The sequence below is a fragment of the Spongiibacter nanhainus genome (assembly GCF_016132545.1).
Lineage (GTDB): Bacteria > Pseudomonadota > Gammaproteobacteria > Pseudomonadales > Spongiibacteraceae > Spongiibacter > Spongiibacter nanhainus.
The window spans coordinates 3,175,927-3,194,209 of sequence record NZ_CP066167.1 but is presented as its reverse complement, the minus strand read 5'-3'; the positions used below and the strand labels follow the sequence as shown (position 1 = coordinate 3,194,209).

At 57.4% G+C, this 18,283-nt stretch carries 22 protein-coding genes; 20 read left to right on the top strand and 2 right to left on the bottom strand.

What is annotated here, in order from left to right; translation table 11 throughout:
* Window positions 1-8 precede the first annotated feature (8 nt).
* Complete coding sequence (locus I6N98_RS14700; protein ID WP_198569086.1) at window positions 9-485, top strand: hypothetical protein; 477 nt, start codon at window positions 9-11, stop codon at window positions 483-485.
* Window positions 482-976, top strand: coding sequence for a periplasmic heavy metal sensor (locus I6N98_RS14695; protein WP_198569085.1), 495 nt, complete (start codon window positions 482-484; stop codon window positions 974-976). The genes I6N98_RS14700 and I6N98_RS14695 overlap by 4 nt, the downstream gene beginning before the upstream one ends.
* Here the strand turns inward: I6N98_RS14695 and I6N98_RS14690 are convergent.
* Both I6N98_RS14690 and I6N98_RS14685 read right to left on the bottom strand, forming a co-directional pair.
* Window positions 973-1,623 carry a transglycosylase SLT domain-containing protein gene (locus I6N98_RS14690; protein WP_198569084.1) on the bottom strand — a complete coding sequence of 217 codons (651 nt, stop codon included), beginning with the start codon at window positions 1,621-1,623 and terminating at the stop codon, window positions 973-975. The two genes, I6N98_RS14695 and I6N98_RS14690, sit on opposite strands and share 4 nt — an antisense overlap.
* Entirely contained in the window at window positions 1,604-3,340 is a 1,737-nt protein-coding gene (locus I6N98_RS14685) for a proline--tRNA ligase (RefSeq protein ID WP_198569083.1), read from the bottom strand. Before I6N98_RS14685 ends, I6N98_RS14690 begins: the two co-directional genes overlap by 20 nt.
* Window positions 3,341-3,480: 140 nt before the next feature.
* Here I6N98_RS14685 and I6N98_RS14680 point away from each other — a divergent pair, with 140 nt between their 5' ends.
* From I6N98_RS14680 to queC, 18 genes are all read left to right on the top strand, one after another.
* Window positions 3,481-3,915 (top strand): HIT domain-containing protein, encoded by a 435-nt coding sequence (locus tag I6N98_RS14680; protein WP_198569082.1) that lies wholly within the window; start codon window positions 3,481-3,483, stop codon window positions 3,913-3,915.
* A 7-nt stretch (window positions 3,916-3,922) separates the two neighbouring features.
* On the top strand, window positions 3,923-5,149 hold the full coding sequence (gene lhgO, locus I6N98_RS14675) for an L-2-hydroxyglutarate oxidase (RefSeq protein WP_198569081.1): 1,227 nt from the start codon (window positions 3,923-3,925) through the stop codon (window positions 5,147-5,149).
* Window positions 5,150-5,323: 174 nt separating this feature from the next.
* Window positions 5,324-5,746, top strand: a complete 423-nt coding sequence (locus I6N98_RS14670; RefSeq protein WP_198569080.1) for an HU family DNA-binding protein — start codon at window positions 5,324-5,326, stop codon at window positions 5,744-5,746.
* A gap of 267 nt (window positions 5,747-6,013) precedes the next feature.
* Window positions 6,014-6,325, top strand: coding sequence for an FmdB family zinc ribbon protein (locus I6N98_RS14665; RefSeq protein WP_198569079.1), 312 nt, complete (start codon window positions 6,014-6,016; stop codon window positions 6,323-6,325).
* A gap of 67 nt (window positions 6,326-6,392) precedes the next feature.
* Entirely contained in the window at window positions 6,393-8,165 is a 1,773-nt protein-coding gene (gene aspS, locus I6N98_RS14660; RefSeq protein ID WP_198569078.1) for an aspartate--tRNA ligase, read from the top strand.
* A 59-nt stretch (window positions 8,166-8,224) separates the two neighbouring features.
* A complete protein-coding gene (locus tag I6N98_RS14655) occupies window positions 8,225-8,977 on the top strand; it encodes a YebC/PmpR family DNA-binding transcriptional regulator (RefSeq protein ID WP_198569077.1) in 753 nt (250 codons plus the stop codon).
* Between the two features lie 473 nt (window positions 8,978-9,450).
* Window positions 9,451-9,984: a crossover junction endodeoxyribonuclease RuvC gene (gene ruvC / locus I6N98_RS14650; RefSeq protein ID WP_232787353.1), complete on the top strand. Its 534-nt coding sequence runs from the start codon at window positions 9,451-9,453 to the stop codon at window positions 9,982-9,984.
* A gap of 46 nt (window positions 9,985-10,030) precedes the next feature.
* Window positions 10,031-10,624: a Holliday junction branch migration protein RuvA gene (gene ruvA, locus I6N98_RS14645; RefSeq protein ID WP_198569076.1), complete on the top strand. Its 594-nt coding sequence runs from the start codon at window positions 10,031-10,033 to the stop codon at window positions 10,622-10,624.
* 7 nt (window positions 10,625-10,631) lie between these two features.
* Complete coding sequence (gene ruvB / locus I6N98_RS14640) at window positions 10,632-11,663, top strand: Holliday junction branch migration DNA helicase RuvB (RefSeq protein WP_198569075.1); 1,032 nt, start codon at window positions 10,632-10,634, stop codon at window positions 11,661-11,663.
* Window positions 11,663-12,091, top strand: coding sequence for a tol-pal system-associated acyl-CoA thioesterase (ybgC, locus tag I6N98_RS14635; RefSeq protein WP_198569074.1), 429 nt, complete (start codon window positions 11,663-11,665; stop codon window positions 12,089-12,091). The genes ruvB and ybgC overlap by 1 nt, the downstream gene beginning before the upstream one ends.
* 16 nt (window positions 12,092-12,107) lie before the next feature.
* The gene (gene tolQ, locus I6N98_RS14630; protein ID WP_198569073.1) at window positions 12,108-12,785 is read left to right on the top strand and encodes a protein TolQ; all 678 of its coding nucleotides are present in this window, start codon (window positions 12,108-12,110) and stop codon (window positions 12,783-12,785) included.
* Window positions 12,786-12,810: 25 nt separating this feature from the next.
* Window positions 12,811-13,251, top strand: coding sequence for a protein TolR (gene tolR, locus I6N98_RS14625; RefSeq protein ID WP_198569072.1), 441 nt, complete (start codon window positions 12,811-12,813; stop codon window positions 13,249-13,251).
* A 2-nt stretch (window positions 13,252-13,253) separates the two neighbouring features.
* On the top strand, window positions 13,254-13,994 hold the full coding sequence (tolA, locus tag I6N98_RS14620; RefSeq protein WP_198569071.1) for a cell envelope integrity protein TolA: 741 nt from the start codon (window positions 13,254-13,256) through the stop codon (window positions 13,992-13,994).
* Window positions 13,994-15,289 carry a Tol-Pal system beta propeller repeat protein TolB gene (tolB, locus tag I6N98_RS14615; RefSeq protein ID WP_198569070.1) on the top strand — a complete coding sequence of 432 codons (1,296 nt, stop codon included), beginning with the start codon at window positions 13,994-13,996 and terminating at the stop codon, window positions 15,287-15,289. The genes tolA and tolB overlap by 1 nt, the downstream gene beginning before the upstream one ends.
* 156 nt (window positions 15,290-15,445) lie before the next feature.
* Window positions 15,446-15,949 (top strand): peptidoglycan-associated lipoprotein Pal, encoded by a 504-nt coding sequence (gene pal, locus I6N98_RS14610; protein WP_198569069.1) that lies wholly within the window; start codon window positions 15,446-15,448, stop codon window positions 15,947-15,949.
* Between the two features lie 36 nt (window positions 15,950-15,985).
* The gene (ybgF, locus tag I6N98_RS14605) at window positions 15,986-16,852 is read left to right on the top strand and encodes a tol-pal system protein YbgF (protein WP_198569068.1); all 867 of its coding nucleotides are present in this window, start codon (window positions 15,986-15,988) and stop codon (window positions 16,850-16,852) included.
* Window positions 16,853-17,545, top strand: coding sequence for a 7-carboxy-7-deazaguanine synthase QueE (gene queE / locus I6N98_RS14600; RefSeq protein WP_232787352.1), 693 nt, complete (start codon window positions 16,853-16,855; stop codon window positions 17,543-17,545). It abuts the gene before it with no gap.
* A gap of 36 nt (window positions 17,546-17,581) precedes the next feature.
* Window positions 17,582-18,265: a 7-cyano-7-deazaguanine synthase QueC gene (queC, locus tag I6N98_RS14595; RefSeq protein WP_198569067.1), complete on the top strand. Its 684-nt coding sequence runs from the start codon at window positions 17,582-17,584 to the stop codon at window positions 18,263-18,265.
* The last annotated feature ends 18 nt before the right edge of the window (window positions 18,266-18,283 follow it).

The window sequence follows — 18,283 nt, the reverse complement described above, 5'->3', positions numbered from 1 at the left end:
ATATGAATATGGCCAACCGCAAATCAACGCAATTCTATTTTGGGCAATGGGTCGAGCAATACGGTGTCCGTGCGGTCGACTGGCCGCTGCTGTTGCGGCTCTGTCTGCCTCTACTGTGGTGCCTACCTTCATTTAGGCGGCAGTGGCAGGCGGCGCAGGTTGAAGACGCCGCCGTGGCGGCGTGCTATCGACAGCTGCCGTCGCTGACCGTAGACGCCGATTTGCGCCAGCGTTTGCTGGCGGTGGTGGCGCATGAGCAGATTCCCCTTCGGCAGCGGTCCAGGCCGGCCTGGCAGCTCAGTGCGCTCAGCGCCATGGCGTCGCTGGGCCTTGGGTTGGCTATAGGCCTGTCCGGTGGCAGCGCGGGATGGCTGGTGGCAACGCCGGAGGAAGGTCTTGCCGAAGATTACCTGGAGGCGTCCGCAGATCAGTATCTATTCTCAAGTTACGACGTCGGGGAATGGTTGGCGGGGGACGAGTCATGACCGGGCGGCGTTGGTTGTTGGTGGCACTGCTGTTGTCCCTGCTGGTTAATGGCGCCGTGCTGGGGCTGATTGTCAGTGAGCGTTTGGTGGATGGCGAGGCCAGAGCGGTGCGGGATATCAGCCGTATGATGTTGCGCGACGCGCCGGAGCAGTTCCGCGGCGCGATACGGGAAGGGATGGTGGCCCACCGAGCCGAGGCGCGGTCGGCGTTTCGGGAACTGCAGTCGGCCCGGCGCGATGTGCTGAAAATGCTAAAAGCAGAGCCGCTGGACGCTGAAGCGCTGAGCCTGGGGTTTCAGCGCATCCGGCAGGCTGACTCTGCCTTAAAGGGTGTGATGCATCAGGTGCTTATTGAGGTGCTGCCTTCGCTGAGTGCGGCTGAGCGGACGCCAATTGCCGAGCGTCATGAATTGCGCCGCAAGAAGTTTAAGGACAAAAAGCCGGAGTGTGAGACGCGGCCACCGTCGCCTGGTCAGAGGCAAGAGCCCTAACGCAGACCTGCCAACTCGCCGTTATACCAGTTTTTGCGCCAGGCATTGAGCACCAGTTTGGGGTACCAGTTTTTCCCCAGACTGCCGTTGTATCGGGCCAGTGCCGGGCGAAGCCGGCCTTTCTCGCGCTCCAGGTAGTATTTGAGAATCTGGCATCCATAGCGGAGGTTGGTGTCGATCTCCGTCAAGTTGTCGTCGGGGCGACCAATTTCCTTGCGCCAGAACGGCATTACCTGCATCAGTCCCTGGGCGCCAACCCGTGAGATGGCGAAGCGGTCAAAGCGGCTCTCTACCTGAATCACCGACAGCACCAACTCCGGCGCCAGGCCGGCGGCACTGGCCTCGCGATGAACGCTGCGTAAAAAATCGAGACGCTGCTGCGGGTCGGCGATAAAGGGCTTAAGGCGTCCCGACATATCCAGTAGCCAGACTTCAGCGTCGAAGCGGTCCTGGAAACTGTCCGCCTGATCGATGGCTGTTTTAAGATACTGACCCAGTGCCGCACGCTCGCTGGCCCCAGGCGAGGCATTGGTTGCCAATGCGGGGGTGGGCAATAGCAGCCATGCCGCCAGCACGGCCGCGGCCGGCGCCAATACGGTGTTGTGGTGGCGCCGCAAAAAACGGGACTTAGTGGCCAATCTTGTCATGCAGTTGGGCCAGGATGTCGTCAATGGCGACGTCCTCGCTGTCACTTTGACGGCGGTGTTTGTATTCCAGCATGCCTTTATCCAGCCCCCGGTCGCCAATGACCACCCGGTGCGGAATGCCAATCAGCTCCATATCGGCAAACTTGACGCCCGGCCGCTCGTTGCGGTCGTCCAGCAAGACATCAATACCGGCGTCCTGCAATTCGTGGTAGAGGCGCTCAGAGGTCTCTTTTACCCGCTCTGACTTGTGCATATTCAGGGGCACCAGCACGACCTGGAAGGGGGCCAGTGACTCCGGCCAGACAATGCCCTGCTCGTCGTTGTTTTGCTCGATAGCCGAGGCCACCACCCGGGTAACGCCGATACCGTAGCAGCCCATGATCATGACTTGGGACTTGCCCTGCTCGTTCAGCACAGTGGCGTTCATGGCCTCGGAGTATTTGGTGCCCAACTGAAAGATATGGCCCACCTCGATACCCCGCTTGATCATCAGAGTGCCCTTGCCGTCGGGGCTGGGATCGCCAGGGACGACATTGCGGATGTCCGCTATTTCGCCCAGCGGCAGGTCGCGCTCCCAGTTCACTCCGCTGAGGTGGTAGCCCTCTTTGTTGGCGCCGCAGATAAAATCGGCGCAATGGGCGGCGCTGCGGTCGACAATACAGGGTATGCTCAGACCACATGGACCGATTGATCCCGGGCCACACCCCAGTGCCGCTTTGATATGTTCGTCGCTGGCAAATGTTAGTGGAGCGCGGACACCCGGCAGTTTTTCTGCCTTGATGTCGTTGAGGGCGTGGTCGCCGCGGACCACGAGGGCCACCAGTGGGGCGCTGTCATCATCCTCTTGATCGCCGTCGGTTTCGCCATAGACAATCAGAGTTTTAACGGTCTGGCTGGGCGCGCAGTCCATAAACTGACACAGCTCATCAATGCTGTGAACACCGGGGGTGGCGACCTCCGTCATGTCTTGGGTGCCTGCAGGTCGCTCACCGGCGGGGGGCAAGGCCTCGGCCATTTCTACGTTTGCGGCATAGTCTGAAGTGTCAGAGAAAGCGATATCGTCTTCGCCGGATTCAGCCAATACATGAAACTCGTGGGAACCGCTGCCGCCAATGGAACCGGTATCGGCAATTACCGGGCGGAAGTCCAGGCCCAGCCGGGTAAAGATGGCGCTGTAGGTGGCGTGCATTACCTGATAGGTCGCTTCCAGCGACGCTTGGTCCTTGTGGAAGGAATAGGCGTCCTTCATCACAAACTCCCGAGAGCGCATGATGCCGAAGCGGGGGCGGATCTCGTCGCGGAATTTGGTTTGGATTTGATAGAAATTGGCCGGCAGCTGTTTGTAGCTTTTGATTTCGTTGCGGATCAAGTCGGTAATGACTTCTTCATGGGTGGGGCCTAGACAGAACGCTCGCTCGTGGCGGTCACTGATGCGCAACAACTCGGCGCCGTACTGTTCCCAGCGACCGGATTCTTCCCACAATTCAGCCGGTTGTACGACTGGCATCAACACTTCCTGGGCACCACTGCGGTCCATTTCTTCGCGAATGATTCGCTCCACTTTTCTCAGTACCCGCAGGCCCATGGGGAGCCAGGTGTACAAACCGGAGGCCAGCTTGCGGATCATGCCTGAGCGCAGCATCAGTTGGTGGCTGATGACTTCGGCGTCGGCAGGAGTCTCCTTTAGGGTGGCGATAAGAAATTGACTGGCGCGCATGGTGTCTCTCTACTTTGTTCGAATACGACGTGGTTACAATAGGCAGGCATTCTACGATTGATGGCCAACGCCGTACAGCTGGCTGTTGGATACGGACCCTAGCACCGACCTTGCCGGGTCAAAACAGAGGAGAGTAGAACATGTTCGAATTGCACAGTGCATTGGAGCGGGATTGTCAGAGGGTGGGGCAGCTGCCGTTGTGTGACGTGTTGCTGATGGATGAGCGTCACTACCCCTGGCTAATTCTGGTGCCACGAGTTGCTGGTGCCAAAGAGCTGATCGACCTGTCGGCTAGCGACGAGCGACAGTTCTGGCAGGAATCCCGCTGGGCCTCGGAGGTTCTGCAAGCTATTCATCAACCAGACAAGCTCAATGTGGCGGCGCTGGGCAACATGGTGCCGCAGTTGCATATACACCATATCGCCCGCTTTACTACCGATGCCGCCTGGCCAAAACCCGTGTGGGGGGCGGTGCCAGCCAAAGCTTATGACGCAGGTGTATTGGTGCAGGAGGCCAGCGTAGTGGCCGACCACTTTGCCCAGCGCTGCAGTGACTTTGTGTCAGCACTGCTGTGATTATTCAATGGTGAACGAGCAGCGGCGCAGCTGCGATGTTGTTGTGGTGGGGGCTGGTATTGTCGGCCTGTCCAGTGCCTGGCACCTGCTCCGCGCCCAACCAGGGCGTAAGGTGGTGTTGCTGGAGAAGGAACCTGATATTGCTCTCCACCAAAGCAATCGCAACAGTGGGGTGGTTCACGCTGGGGTTTACTACCCTCCGGGGAGTTTGAAAGCCCAGTATTGCCAGCGTGGGCGAGAGGCTGTGCGGGCGTTTTGTGAACAGCGGGGCTTGGCCTACCGTCGGTGCGGAAAGTTGATTGTCGCGACTACCGAGCTGGAGCGCCAGCGCCTGCAGCAACTGTCCGACCGGGCTTCATTGAATGGCCTGGATTTGACCTGGCTTGACGCCGGAGCACTCGCAGAGCGCGAGTCACGCATTACCGGGGTAGCGGCGTGCCTGGTTAAGGAGTCGGCCATTGTCGACTACCGCCAGATTGCACAGTCACTGTGTAATGAACTGAAAAATGCCGGTGCGGAAATTGTCACCGGTGCTCAGGTGCTCGCACTAAAAGAGCAGAGTGACGGGGTACTGGTGGATACCTCAAATGGCAACTACCGAGCCAGTGGTTTGGTGAACTGTGCGGGCCTCATGGCGGATCAGCTAGTAGAGATGATGGGGCTGCCCTGCGATTTTCGCATTGTGCCTTTTCGAGGCGAGTTTTACCGCCTTGCCGAGCGCTGCCGGGACTGGATTGGCGCAATGATCTATCCCGTGCCTAACCCCGACCTGCCGTTTCTCGGCGTCCATTTAACCCCCACTGTTACCGGTAACATCACGGCAGGTCCCAACGCGGTGCTGGCGTTAAAACGAGAGGGTTATCGTTGGCGTGATGTCTCCCCGTCGGACCTTTGGGCTATGGCGGTTTATCCCGGGTTTTGGAGAATGCTCAGGGCCAATGTGGGGGCCGGCATCAAGGAGATGCTCGACTCGTTAATAAAAGGGCGGTATCTGCTGGAGTTGCAGCGCTATTGCCCGTCCTTGGTAGAGGGTGACTTACTGCCTCACCCGGCGGGAGTCCGTGCCCAAGCCGTCGATAAGCAAGGACGATTGATTAGCGATTTTCACTTTGTCCACAGCGCCCGGAGCCTGCATGTCGGCAACGCACCGTCGCCCGCTGCCACAGCATCGTTACCCATTGGTGAACATGTAGCGGGTCGTCTGATTCAGCAGCTTTGGCCCGATACCCTATAAAAATAGCTTATTTTTGCGATTTTTAAGTCAAATCCACGGCGATAGCCTTGTATTACAGTGTGCAATGCTCTATACGTACGTGCAGGCACAGAGATAGGCAGCAGAGGCGGTCGTTGCCGGTGCCGTAGACCGAGCCATGCCATTCAACAACAACGTGATACAGGATCTAACTCTATGGCGACCAAAAAAGCAGCTCCAAAGAAAAAAGCAGCAGCCAAGACTAAAGCGAAAGCCGCTCCAAAAGCGAAAGCAAAAGTCGCGGCGGCACCCAAGCGTAAAATGACAGCGATCAGCGAGAAAATGACCAAGACTCAGATTCTCAATGAAATCGCCACCAATACTGACCTGAGCCGCAAGCAGGTTGAGTCTGTATTGGGCGAGCTGGAAGTACTGATTGAGCGCAGCATCAAAAAACGCTCTTTGGGTGAATTCACTATTCCTGGCCTGATGAAGATCACCACTGTGAAGAAGCCTGCCACCAAGGCGCGCAAGGGTATTAACCCCTTCACTGGTGAAGAAACCGTCTTTAAGGCCAAGCCCGCCAGCACCGCTGTTAAGGTTCGCCCGCTGAAGAAACTCAAGGATTTCGCCTCCTAATTTACGGCGTTTTCCCCGGCCGGTTACGCCGGCCGCCCTCCCGCCCGGCAGCTTTTCTGCCGGGTGCCTAGCCCCTTCTCCCTCTGTTTAACCGTGTGCATTTCTTGACCGCCGATGTTTGCGGTATAATCTCGCTCCTTTTTTCGCCGGGAGGCTTGCCAAACGGCCCTTCGCCCCAATTATCCGGGCGGTAGTATTGAATTCGGTTGAATCACCGTGGAGCGCCGGTAACTCCGGCGTGGCGTTTGTTTATTGGGAGGAGCCCCCGTGCCAATTTACGAGTATGCCTGTCAGGCTTGTCGGCATCAGCTGGAAGCCCTACAAAAAATGAGTGACCCCAAGCTGACCACCTGCCCCGCCTGTGGTCAGGAGACCTTGGTGAAAAAAGTCTCGGCGGCGGCCTTCCGCCTCAAAGGCGGCGGCTGGTATGAGACCGATTTTAAATCGGGCGGAAAAAAGAAAAACCTGGCCGGGGACAGTGCTCCCGCCGGGGACAGCGGCGGCAAGAGTGGTGGCGACAAGTCGGGAGGAGAGAAATCCTCGACGCCCAGTAGCTCGTCCAGTGCGGGTAGCAGCTAAATCAATGGACGCCCCCTTAGTGGGGCGTCGCGAACTTACAGCAACGGTATAAACGGGAACAGTATCAATGCGCAGTCACTATTGCGGCAGTTTGAACAGTGATTACATCGACCAGGAAGTCACGCTCTGTGGTTGGGTGGATCGCCGCCGGGACCACGGTGGAGTGATTTTTCTGGATATGCGGGACCGCGAAGGGATTGTGCAGGTGGTGTTTGACCCCGATACCGGTGAGCACTTCCAAACCGCAGACCGGGTGCGCGGCGAATATGTGCTGAAAATTCGTGGCCGGGTACGCGCTCGCGATGCTGCGACCGTGAATCCCAATATGGCCACCGGTGAAATCGAGGTGTTGGGTAAGGAAATCGAGATTCTCAACGAGGCCGAAACGCCCCCGTTTCAGTTGGACGAGCACACAGAGGTCGGTGAAGATGTGCGTCTTCGCTACCGTTATCTGGATCTGAGACGCAATGCGATCTCCGACAAACTGCGTCTGCGGGCGCGGATTACCTCTGTGTTGCGCCGCTACCTCGATGAGCAGGGTTTTCTGGATATCGAGACCCCAATTCTGACTCGGGCCACTCCAGAGGGGGCCCGGGATTATCTGGTGCCGAGCCGGACCCACGGCGGTAAGTTCTTCGCGCTGCCCCAGTCTCCCCAGCTCTTTAAGCAGCTGTTGATGGTGTCGGGCTTTGACCGTTACTACCAGATCGCCAAGTGCTTCCGGGACGAAGATCTGCGCGCAGATCGTCAGCCGGAATTTACCCAGATCGATATCGAAACCTCCTTTATGGACGACAAGCAGATCATGGCTGTGGCTGAGGGCATGATCCGCGATCTCTATAAAGAGGTGCTGGATCTGGATCTGGGCGATTTCCCGCGGATGCCCTTTGCCGAGGCCATGTCTCGCTTTGGTAGCGACAAGCCCGATCTACGGATTCCCCTGGAACTGGTGGATGTCGGCGATTTGATGGCAGAGGTCGAATTCAAAGTCTTTTCCGGGCCGGCCAACAATCCCAAGGGCCGGGTTGCCGCACTGAAAGTCCCCGGTGGCAATGAAGCGCTGACCCGCAAACAGATCGACGATTACACCAAGTTTGTCGGGATCTACGGTGCCAAGGGCTTGGCCTATATCAAGGTTAACGATAAGGCCGATCTGGAAAACGGCCTGCAGTCGCCCATCGTCAAATTCCTGCCGGAAAACGTGCGGGGCGCTATTCTGGAACGCGTCGGTGCTGAGAATGGCGATCTGATCTTCTTTGGCGCCGACAGTGCCAAGGTGGTCAACGAGGCCTTGGGCGCGCTGCGCTGCAAGCTGGGCGAGGACCTCAATCTTTATACCTGCGACTGGGCGCCGCTATGGGTAGTGGACTTCCCCATGTTCGAAGAGGACGACAAGGGTGGCCTGACCTCTTTGCACCATCCTTTTACAGCACCGGCCTGCAGCCCGGAAGAGCTCAAGGCGGCGCCTGCCGAGGCGCTGTCCATTGCCTACGACATGGTGCTCAACGGCACCGAGTTGGGTGGTGGGTCTCTACGTATCTATCAGCCGGATATGCAGCGGGCAGTATTTGATGTGCTGGGCATCGATAAAGAAGAAGCGGAAGAGAAGTTTGGCTTCCTGCTGGACGCTCTCAAATACGGTGCGCCGCCCCACGGTGGTTTGGCCTTTGGCCTGGATCGCCTGGTGATGTTGATGAGTGGCGCGCGTTCCATTCGCGATGTTATCGCCTTCCCCAAGACCCAGACCGCAGCCTGCGTGATGACCGATGCGCCTGGGGTGGTGGAAAGTCGCCAGCTCACCGAACTCAATATTCGGCTGCGCAAAACCGACGAGTCGTAGTGCTGCCGATACACTGAGGAGACTGAACAGTCCTGAATAGCCAACGCGAGGAGTGAGACATGGCCGGTCACAGTAAATGGGCCAATATCAAACATCGCAAAGCCGCCCAGGATGCCAAGCGGGGCAAAATCTTCACCAAGATTATCCGCGAACTGGTAGTGGCGGCCCGAGAGGGCGGCCCTGCGCCGGAAGATAACCCCCGTCTGCGGGCGGTGATGGACAAAGCGCTGTCCAATAATATGAAGCGCGATACCATCGATAAAGCCATTGCCCGGGGCGCAGGCAACGCCGACGGCGACAACTACGAAGAAGTCACCTATGAAGGCTACGGTAGCGGCGGGGTGGCGGTATTAGTCGAGTGCATGACCGACAACCGCAATCGCACCGTCGCCGAAGTACGGCACGCTTTTACAAAGCGCGGTGGCAATTTGGGTACCGATGGTTCGGTGGCCTACCTGTTCAGTAAAAAAGGCCAGATCTGTTATCCCGCAGGTGCCAGTGAGGAGCAGATTATGGAGGCGGCGCTAGAGGCGGGTGCCGACGATGTCGTCACCAATGACGATGGCTCTATCGATGTATTGACCCCATGGGAAGATTTTTTGGCGGTAAAAGAGGCGATGGTGGCGGCAGGTTTGGAGCATGATAGTGCCAGCATTGCTATGTTGCCCTCTACCACCGTGGAGCTGGATAAAAGTGGCGCCGAGAATATCCTCGGTTTGGTGGATATGTTGGAAGATTCCGACGACGTGCAAAACGTTTACACCAATGCCGACATCCCCGATGCGGTGCTGGAAGCCCTGAACGAAGACTAAGTAGGCGCAGTCTCCTTAGCTGGCACTGTCCGCCATGCTCTCCGTGGGAGGCATGTCATTGTACCGATGCCAGCGTTGGCATGAGGCGGCGTACATAAAGGGCAATGTACGCCCTACGGCACGGTGGGTAGGGCGGACAACGTTTTACCTGTCCGCCATGCTCTCCGTGGGAGGCATGTCATTGTACCGATGCCAGCGTTGGCACGGGGCGGCGTACATAAAGGGCGATGTACGCCCTACGGCACGGTGGGTAGGGCGGACAACGTTTTACCTGTCCGCCATGCTCTCCGTGGGAGGCATGTCATTGTACCGATGCCAACGTTGGCATGAGGCGGCGTACATAAAGGGCGATGTACGCCCTACGGCACCGATTGGTAGGGCGGACAACGCTTTACCTGTCCGCCATGGCGTCCAGGCAAGCACAGGCCCCACCGAGACTTCATGGCGCTTCTTCATGCATAATGCGGGCAAACATGGCCAATCCGCCCGCCACTATGACACAAACTGGGACACGCACCGCGACGCGCATTATCGGGATTGACCCCGGCTCACAAAAAACCGGTTTCGGCATTATCGATGTTGAGGGTTCCCGCTGTCGCTATGTCACCAGCGGCGTCATTCGCCTGCCTGCCACGGCCTTACCGACGCGCCTGGAAATGATCTTTCGCAATCTGCAAACCGTGATCCGTGAATACAGCCCGGCGGAAGCCGTGGTTGAGGAAGTTTTTATGGCAAAGAGCGCGGGGTCTGCGCTGAAATTGGGGCAAGCCCGGGGCGCGGTAGTGGTTGCCTGTGTCAGTGAAGGTGTCGCTGTGTCGGAGTATTCCGCCCGGCAGATAAAAAAGGCGGTGGTGGGGACTGGGGCGGCAGATAAGCATCAAATCCAGCATATGATACGCGTGCTGCTAAACCTGCCCGCCGCGCCACAAGAGGATGCTGCGGATGCTCTGGCGGCAGCTGTGTGTCATGCCCATGCGCGATTGCGGCCAGTAGTCGCCCAGCTATAGGCCTATCTTTAGCCCCCATGCTGTAAACATAAGATAAGGAAGTGGAATGATTGCCAGATTGCGCGGCATACTGATCGAAAAACAAGCCCCGGAAATCGTTGTCGATGTTGGCGGGGTAGGCTACGAGGTGTTAGTCCCCATGACGACGCTGTATCAGTTGCCGGCGCTGGGCGACGAGGTGGCGCTTTACACCCATTTTGTGGTCCGCGAAGATGCCCAGCAACTGTATGGTTTTGCCGATACCTCCAGTCGTCAGTTATTCAGGGATCTAATCAAGGTCAACGGCGTTGGCCCCAAAATGGCTTTGGCCATTCAGTCCGGCATGGATAGCGACGATTTTGTGCGCTGTGTGCAAGATGGTGATACGGCCTCCCTGGTGCGGGTGCCCGGTGTGGGCAAGAAAACTGCTGAGCGTTTGGTTATAGAAATGCGGGACCGACTGCAAAAATGGCAGGTTCCTGCCGGTTTAGCCAGTGCGCCCCGGGAGGCGGTAGTCGATGCAGCGGCAGAGGCCGAGGCGGCGTTGGTGGCACTGGGCTACAAACCCCAGGAGGCCAGCAGGGCCATCGCGGCCTTAGAAACCGAGGGGCAGGGCAGCGATGCGCTGATCCGCCAGGCACTCAAAAACATGATCAAGTAGGGCAGGCATGATAGAAATCGATCGACTGGTGGCGGCAGAGGGCGGGGAGCCCGGAGAGGAGCGCTTTGATCGCGCCATCCGCCCCAAGGCCCTGCAGGACTACATTGGCCAACCAGCGGTGCGTGAGCAGATGGATATTTTTATCCGCGCTGCCCGTCAACGTCAGGAGTCCTTGGACCACACTCTGATCTTTGGTCCCCCGGGCCTGGGTAAAACCACCTTGGCCAATATTCTCGCCAACGAGATGGGAGTGTCCCTGCGCACCACCTCCGGCCCGGTGCTGGAAAAAGCCGGTGACCTGGCGGCGCTGATGACCAATCTGGAGCAGGGCGACGTACTGTTTATCGACGAGATTCACCGCCTCAGTCCCCATATCGAAGAGATCCTCTACCCGGCGATGGAAGACTTTCAGCTGGATATCGTCATCGGCGAGGGGCCGGCGGCACGCTCTATCAAACTGGATCTGCCGCCTTTTACTCTGGTGGGAGCGACCACCAGGGCGGGGCTACTGACGTCGCCGCTGCGGGATCGCTTCGGCATTGTTCAGCGTCTGGAGTTTTACAATGTGGCGGATCTTTCCACCATTGTGAGCCGCTCGGCGGGCATTCTCGATATGGCCATTGAGCCCGAGGGCGCGGAGGAAATTGCCAAGCGCTCCCGGGGCACTCCCCGCATAGCCAATCGCCTGTTGCGCCGGGTGAGGGATTTTGCCGAGGTGCGCGCCGATGGTCGTGTTACCGCAGAGGTTGCCGATCAAGCATTGAGAATGCTCAATGTCGACGAGCAGGGTTTTGACCATCTGGACCGCCGCTTGCTACTGGCGTTAATGGAGAAATTCGATGGCGGGCCGGTGGGCATCGACAGCCTTGCCGCCGCCATCAGCGAGGAGCGGGGCACCATAGAGGATGTACTGGAGCCGTATTTGATTCAGCAGGGTTACATCATGCGCACCCCTCGGGGGCGTGTCCTTACCGCGCTGGCGTATCGTCATTTTGGCCTGGATTATCCCGGTAATACTACCGCTGAACTGGATCTGTGATGGAATTTCACCTACCGCTGCGGGTCTACATCGAGGACACCGATGCCGGCGGTATCGTGTTTTATGTGAATTACCTAAAGTATATGGAGCGCGCGCGCACCGAGTTTATGCGCACATTGGGCTTTGGAAAAGCCGCCGTGGGGAACAATGGGCTGATGTTTGTGGTCAGTGAGGCCCATGTGAAATACCGTCGCTCTGCACAACTGGACGATTGTCTGGACGTCAGTGCAAACCTTAGCAAACTGGGGCGCGCCGGTATGACCTTTTACCAAGAGGTGTATCGGGGCGGCGAGCTGCTGTGCGACGGCGATATTCGTATCGCCTGTGTAGATTGCGAGACGCGGCGCCCCAAAGCGATACCTGACGCGATGCGGGCGGCCTTGGCCGCGCAAACCGTCTCGCAGCCAAGCGGAACACATACCGACTAATAGGGAGAAGAACGCAGTGGATCAAGAGCTTTCCGTACTGCACCTGATCAGCCAGGCCAGCTTTTTTGTACAGGCCATTATGGCCATTCTGGTGCTGGCATCAGTGGTGTCCTGGTACATGATCGTGCAGCGCATCATGTATTTCCGCCTCGCTGAGGGTGAGATGGCGCGGTTTGAATCCCATTTCTGGTCTGGCGCCGACCTCAACCAATTGTACGACGAGGGCAGCAAAGACAAGCAGCCGGCGATGGGTATGGAAAGCGTATTCCGGGCCGGCTTCAAAGAGTTTACTCGTCTCGCCAAACGCAATATTGATTCCGATGCGATTATGGATGGCTGCCAGCGGGCCATGAGAGTGGCGCTGGCCAGGGAAGAAGAGCGAATGGAGCACCACTTACCGTTTTTGGCCACGGTGGGTTCCACCAGCCCCTATGTCGGTCTGCTGGGCACGGTCTGGGGCATCATGGGGTCTTTTCACGGTCTGGGGCAGGTGCAGCAAGCCACACTGGCGACGGTGGCACCAGGTATTTCCGAGGCCTTGATCGCAACGGCCATGGGCTTGATAGCGGCAATCCCGGCGGTGGTCTCTTTTAACCGCTTCTCCGCTAAAGTGGATTCCTATTACGGCAAATATGAAACCTTTGCCGATGAGTTCTCCAGTATTCTGCACCGTCAGGTGCACACCAAAGACTAACGGCGGCGGGAATAAGGAGAACACTATGGGCCGTCGCGCCAAACGCAAGCCAATGTCCGATATCAATGTCGTGCCCTATATCGACGTGATGTTGGTGCTGTTGATCGTTTTTATGGTGACAGCTCCGCTGTTGGTGCAGGGGGTGCAAGTGGATTTGCCTGAGGCGTCCACCGAACCGGTATCCTCCGAGGAAGACGATCCGATTGTGGTATCCGTTGATAAGGAAGGTCGTTACTACGTGAGTTTGGGGGATCCGGCCAAGCAAAACGAGCCGGTGGAGCTGGCGGAAATTGGCGATAAACTGGCCAAAATTTTGCGTAATAAGCCCAAGACTCCGGTGATGGTGAAGGGCGACAATGCCGTTAGCTATGGCAAAGTCGTCGCGGCCATGGCGACCTTACAGGGGGCGGGGGCCGCCTCGGTGGGGCTTATCACCCAGGAACCGCTGGCGGATAGTGGCAGGTAAGCATGCAGCTGATACCCGCACTGGCAACCCTGTTACTGCATGGATTGATCGCATTGCTGATCATTGTGGGTGTGCCTGGGCTGCAGCAAAGCCAGGAACTCAAGGCCAAACCCAGGGTGATCCACGCAAAACTGGTGGTGGAAAAGCCACCACCGGCGCCGCCTAAGAAGGCGCCGCCTCCCAAGCCAGCGCCTAAGCCAAAACCAAAACCAAAACCCGAGCCCAAACCGGCTCCAAAACCTGAGCCCAAGCCTGAGCCAAAACCCAAGGGGCCCACTCCGGAAGAGATTCGCAAGAAAAAAGCGGAGGAAAGGGCTCGGGAAAAGGCGAGGGAGGAAGCCAAACAGCGGGCGCTGGAAGAGCAAATTCGCCGTCAGCAGGAGGAAGAGCTAGCCGCGGCTATCGCCAGTGAGGATGAGGCGATCGAAGATGCCGAGTTGGCGTCTACCTACAGCGATCTGATCGCCGACTTGGTGCAGCGCAATTGGCGTAGACCCCCAACCGCCCGAAACAATATGGTGGTGGTGGTACGCTTCGAGATTTTGCCGACGGGTGAATTTATTAACCCCAATGTCGTCGATAGTAGTGGCCATCTCGCGTTTGATCAGTCGGCGCTGGATGCCATAGAGCGAGTGGGTCAAGTGCAGGAATTGCGCGAACTGGCGGCGAAAGAGCCCGGTGTGTTTAGCAAAAACTTCCGCCGCTTCACCATACGATTCAACCCAACAGATTTGAGGCGATAATGTCGATGCGAGCTGTTTTACTGCTTATCCTCGTGCTTCTTGGCCCCCTGGCCAGGGCCGAGTTAACCATCGAAGTGAACCAGGGCAATGACGACCCAGTGCCTATCGCGATCGTGCCCTTTGCTTGGAAACCGGGGCTGACGGTCGCCGAGGATATTGCGGCGATTGTCGAGAGCGATCTCCACCGCAGTGGCTTGTTCAGACCACTGAGCCGAGCCGATATGTTGAGTCGGCCGGCCTCTGCCGAGGAGGTGTATTTCCGGGATTGGAAAAGCCTGGGCGTAGATTACGTGTTGGTCGGTCAGTTGGGGGTTTCCGGCACTGATAACCTGGTTGCCCGCTATCAGCTTCTGGATGTAAATACCCAGCGGGTTATTCTTACTGGCACTGATTTGAGCCGCGCCAGCCGGCCTCGGTATCTGGCCCACACCATCGCCGATCGGGTGTATGAGCAACTGACCAATGTGCGGGGGGCATTCCGTACCCAGCTGCTTTATGTCTCTGCTGTTCGGGAGGGTGATGCCCGCTTCCGTTTCCGCTTGCTGCAAAGCGATATTGACGGTGCCAACGAGAAAGTGTTGTTGGATACCAAAGAGCCGATTCTGGCACCGACCTGGGCGCCGGACGGCAACCGCATTGCCTACGTGTCATTCGAGACCAGTCGGCCGGCGATTTACCTACAGAATCTGAGTACCGGTAAGCGGGAGCAAATCACCAGCTTCACTGGTATCAACGGTTCACCGGCGTTTTCACCCAATGGCGATCAAATGGCCATGGTGCTGTCCAAAGATGGCTCGCCGGATATCTATGTTATGGACCTGGCGACCCGCAAACTGCGCCGGATCACCACGCATTTTGCCATCGATACTGAGCCGGCGTGGATGCCCGACGGCAAACACCTGGTATTTACTTCCGACCGGGGTGGCAAGCCGCAAATTTACAAAGTCGAGCTGGCGACCGGTTACGTAGAGCGGGTGACCTTTGAAGGGGACTATAACGCCCGGGCCCGAGTGCTGCCGGACAACCTAGGGTTGGTCATGGTACACAGAAGTAACGGTAATTTTCACATCGCAGTGCAAGATTTTAAGCGCGACCGTGTCGAAGTTCTCACCACGACCGAATTGGACGAGTCTCCCAGTGTAGCGCCAAACGCGAGTATGCTACTGTACGCCACAAAGCATAACGGCAAGGGGGTGCTGGCGGCCGTCTCTGTGGATGGTGGCGTAAAATATCGCCTGCCATCAAAATTCGGCGAAGTAAGGGAACCTGCTTGGTCTCCCTACCTCGAAGAATAGGTCGCGGTAAGACGCGGTAAGTCGCGGTAAAAAGAAACGTAGTATCTGCGTGTATCTGGATGTGTAATTGGTAGTGCAATTTACTGTGCAACAGGAAAATGCAAGGACCGCCTAAAAGGGTCTTGCGTGATCTAACCATTAAACAGGGAAAAAACTATGAAATTCCAATATAAATTTGTTCTGGGTGCGGTACTTTCTGGTCTGCTGTTAAGCGGTTGTTCGTCAACCGATACTGACGCCAGTGGTGAAGGGTCAATGAACGACGACGGTTTCAGCACCTATACTGAGCCGAAAGATTCCAGCTCCAGCTCAGAGTTCGATACCGCCGAAGAGATGGCCAACCTGCAAACGGTGTTCTACTTCGATTTTGATCAGGCTTCGCTGTCTATGGACACTCGCCGTGCTTTGGACGCGCAGATCAACCGTCTGAAGAACACCACTGGCCCGATTCGCCTGGAAGGTCACGCCGATGAGCGCGGCACCCGGGAGTACAACATTGCCCTGGGCGAGCGTCGTGCGCAGGCAGTGGCCGAGTACATGGCGATCAACGGTATCCCTCGTTACCGTATTGAAACCGTCAGCTATGGTGAGGAGCGTCCGGTAGCATTTGGTCAAAGTGAATCGTCCTATGCTAAAAACCGTCGCGTTGAACTAAAATAAGCGTCGGTAGAGGCAATTCGACGAAAAGGCAAATTGATGCAATTGAAAAAAACGGCTATTCCCATGATTCTGGCCGGCGTTTTCGCCGGCCCTGTGGGGGCGCAAGCCCCCATTGAAGACATTAACGACCCCGGCCGCCGTGCCGAGGGCAGTAATGCCAGTATGCAGGCAGAGCTCTATCGCCAGCTGCAGCAGCTGCGGCAGGAGGTTATGTCACTGCGGGGAACCGTTGAGCAGCAAGGGCATCAGTTGCGCCAGTTAAAACAGCAAAGTCTCGATCGCTATCTGGACGTGGATCGCAGGCTCAGTGCCATGAGTGGTACCGCTCCGTCTTCCCCCCTGGGCAGTAGCAGTGATGACCCAGCGGCCATGGCGTCAGCTGAAGGCGAAACCGCCACGGCGGATAGCGCAGTGGCTGCTTCGCCCAGTGCTGGCGTCAGCCCGGCGGCATCTGCCAGCCCGGCTGATGCCAGCGAATCTGACGACGCATCTGGTTCTGAGGCCGCGGCCACCTTAACGGGCAATCCGTCCCAGGATTACGCCCAGGCCTACGCTTTGGTCAAGGCGCGGGACTATGATCAGGCGATCGAGGCTTTCAAAAGCTATATTCAGCGTTACCCCGATGACCGTTATACGCCCAATGCGTGGTATTGGCTGGGTGAACTCTATGCGGTGGGCGAGCGCAACTTGGAGGCCTCCGCTCAGGCCTTTCAAAAATTACTGACCGACTACCCCAACAATGGCAAAGTGCCGGCCGCCATGTATAAATTGGGTACCGTTTACTTTCTTCAGGGCGAGAAGCAGAAGGCTCAACAGATGCTGACCAACGTGCTGGATCGCTACGGCAACACGGGTAATTCGGCGGTTAAAAAATCGCGGGAATTCCTCCGCGATAATTTCTAGGTGGATCCGGTAATAACTGATAGCCCAGTTCGCACTGAGGGGAAGTTAGACAGCGAGCTGCGGATCACGGAAATCTTCTACTCTCTGCAGGGCGAGGCCAATACCGCGGGCCTACCCACGGTTTTCGTGCGCCTGACAGGCTGCCCTCTGCGCTGCCAGTATTGTGATACCGAGTATGCCTTCCACGGTGGTGAGCGTCGCACCCTCGACGCTATTTTGGCTGACGTTGCCGGCTATGCACCGCGCTATGTCTGTGTGACCGGCGGTGAGCCTCTGGCGCAGCCGGCTTGCCTGTCGCTGCTGGCTCGTCTTTGTGACGCCGGGTATCACGTGTCTCTGGAAACATCGGGGGCAATGTCAGTGGCCGACGTGGACAGCCGGGTGAGCAAAGTGCTCGATCTGAAAACGCCCGGCTCAGGGGAGCTACAGCGCAATCTGTGGGAAAATCTGCAATATCTGAATCCTGCAGACCAAATCAAATTTGTAATCTGTAACCGTGAAGACTACGAGTGGGCTAGGATGCAGCTCGACTTGCACCGGCTCTCGGAGCGGGTGGGTGATGTATGGTTTTCGCCCAGTTACGGTCAGGTGGACGCCACCGCCTTGGCGGAGTGGATTGTCGCAGACAACCTGGCTGTTAGATTCCAGCTGCAACTTCACAAGCTATTGTGGAACGACAGCCCGGGGCACTGAATCCCGGTCGCCACTATTGAAATGTCGAGGTGAACTTTGAGTAAAAAAGCCGTGGTGCTGGTTTCGGGCGGCCTGGATAGCGCAACCGTATTGGCTCAGGCCAGAAAGGAAGGCTACGAGTGTTATGCCTTGGCCTTTGACTATGGCCAGCGTCATCGCGCTGAACTGCAGGCGGCCCGGCGGATAGCGGAGCAGCTCGGCGCCCAGGCCTTCAAGGTCATCAATCTCGATCTCAGCAGTATTGGTGGCTCGGCTTTGACCGACACCGGCATCGATGTACCCGATTTCAGCGGGGCCGAAGGCATTCCCGTCACCTATGTGCCGGCCCGCAATACGGTATTTCTCTCCATTGCTCTGGGCTGGGCCGAAGTCCTGGCGGCCGACACCATTTTTATCGGCGTCAACGCTGTAGATTATTCGGGCTATCCAGACTGCCGCCCGGATTTTATCGAGGCTTTCCAGCGCATGGCCAACTTGGCCACCAAGGCCGGGGTTGAGGGGGAGAGCCTGCAAATCCGCACCCCGCTGATTGATTTGACCAAGGCGGAAATCATTAAGTTGGGGGTGGATTTGGGAGTCGACTACAGTCAAACCGTCTCTTGTTATCAGGCAAATGCGGACGGCGAAGCCTGTGGTCGCTGTGACAGTTGCCATTTGCGTAGGGAAGGGTTTCTACAAGCGGGCTTGCCTGACCCCACGCGCTATGCGGTGAGTCGCTAACAGTGTTACTTTTTTGTT

Excerpts from the sequence above, each read along its gene's own strand:
- I6N98_RS14700 (WP_198569086.1), top strand. The coding sequence starts at position 9 with ATGGCCAACCGCAAATCAACGCAATTCTATTTTGGGCAATGGGTCGAG.
- I6N98_RS14695 (WP_198569085.1), top strand. The coding sequence starts at position 482 with ATGACCGGGCGGCGTTGGTTGTTGGTGGCACTGCTGTTGTCCCTGCTG.
- I6N98_RS14690 (WP_198569084.1), bottom strand. The coding sequence starts at position 1,623 with ATGACAAGATTGGCCACTAAGTCCCGTTTTTTGCGGCGCCACCACAAC.
- I6N98_RS14685 (WP_198569083.1), bottom strand. The coding sequence starts at position 3,340 with ATGCGCGCCAGTCAATTTCTTATCGCCACCCTAAAGGAGACTCCTGCC.
- I6N98_RS14680 (WP_198569082.1), top strand. The coding sequence starts at position 3,481 with ATGTTCGAATTGCACAGTGCATTGGAGCGGGATTGTCAGAGGGTGGGG.
- lhgO (WP_198569081.1), top strand. The coding sequence starts at position 3,923 with ATGGTGAACGAGCAGCGGCGCAGCTGCGATGTTGTTGTGGTGGGGGCT.
- I6N98_RS14670 (WP_198569080.1), top strand. The coding sequence starts at position 5,324 with ATGGCGACCAAAAAAGCAGCTCCAAAGAAAAAAGCAGCAGCCAAGACT.
- aspS (WP_198569078.1), top strand. The coding sequence starts at position 6,393 with ATGCGCAGTCACTATTGCGGCAGTTTGAACAGTGATTACATCGACCAG.
- I6N98_RS14655 (WP_198569077.1), top strand. The coding sequence starts at position 8,225 with ATGGCCGGTCACAGTAAATGGGCCAATATCAAACATCGCAAAGCCGCC.
- ruvC (WP_232787353.1), top strand. The coding sequence starts at position 9,451 with ATGGCCAATCCGCCCGCCACTATGACACAAACTGGGACACGCACCGCG.
- ruvA (WP_198569076.1), top strand. The coding sequence starts at position 10,031 with ATGATTGCCAGATTGCGCGGCATACTGATCGAAAAACAAGCCCCGGAA.
- ruvB (WP_198569075.1), top strand. The coding sequence starts at position 10,632 with ATGATAGAAATCGATCGACTGGTGGCGGCAGAGGGCGGGGAGCCCGGA.
- ybgC (WP_198569074.1), top strand. The coding sequence starts at position 11,663 with ATGGAATTTCACCTACCGCTGCGGGTCTACATCGAGGACACCGATGCC.
- tolR (WP_198569072.1), top strand. The coding sequence starts at position 12,811 with ATGGGCCGTCGCGCCAAACGCAAGCCAATGTCCGATATCAATGTCGTG.
- tolA (WP_198569071.1), top strand. The coding sequence starts at position 13,254 with ATGCAGCTGATACCCGCACTGGCAACCCTGTTACTGCATGGATTGATC.
- tolB (WP_198569070.1), top strand. The coding sequence starts at position 13,994 with ATGTCGATGCGAGCTGTTTTACTGCTTATCCTCGTGCTTCTTGGCCCC.
- pal (WP_198569069.1), top strand. The coding sequence starts at position 15,446 with ATGAAATTCCAATATAAATTTGTTCTGGGTGCGGTACTTTCTGGTCTG.
- ybgF (WP_198569068.1), top strand. The coding sequence starts at position 15,986 with ATGCAATTGAAAAAAACGGCTATTCCCATGATTCTGGCCGGCGTTTTC.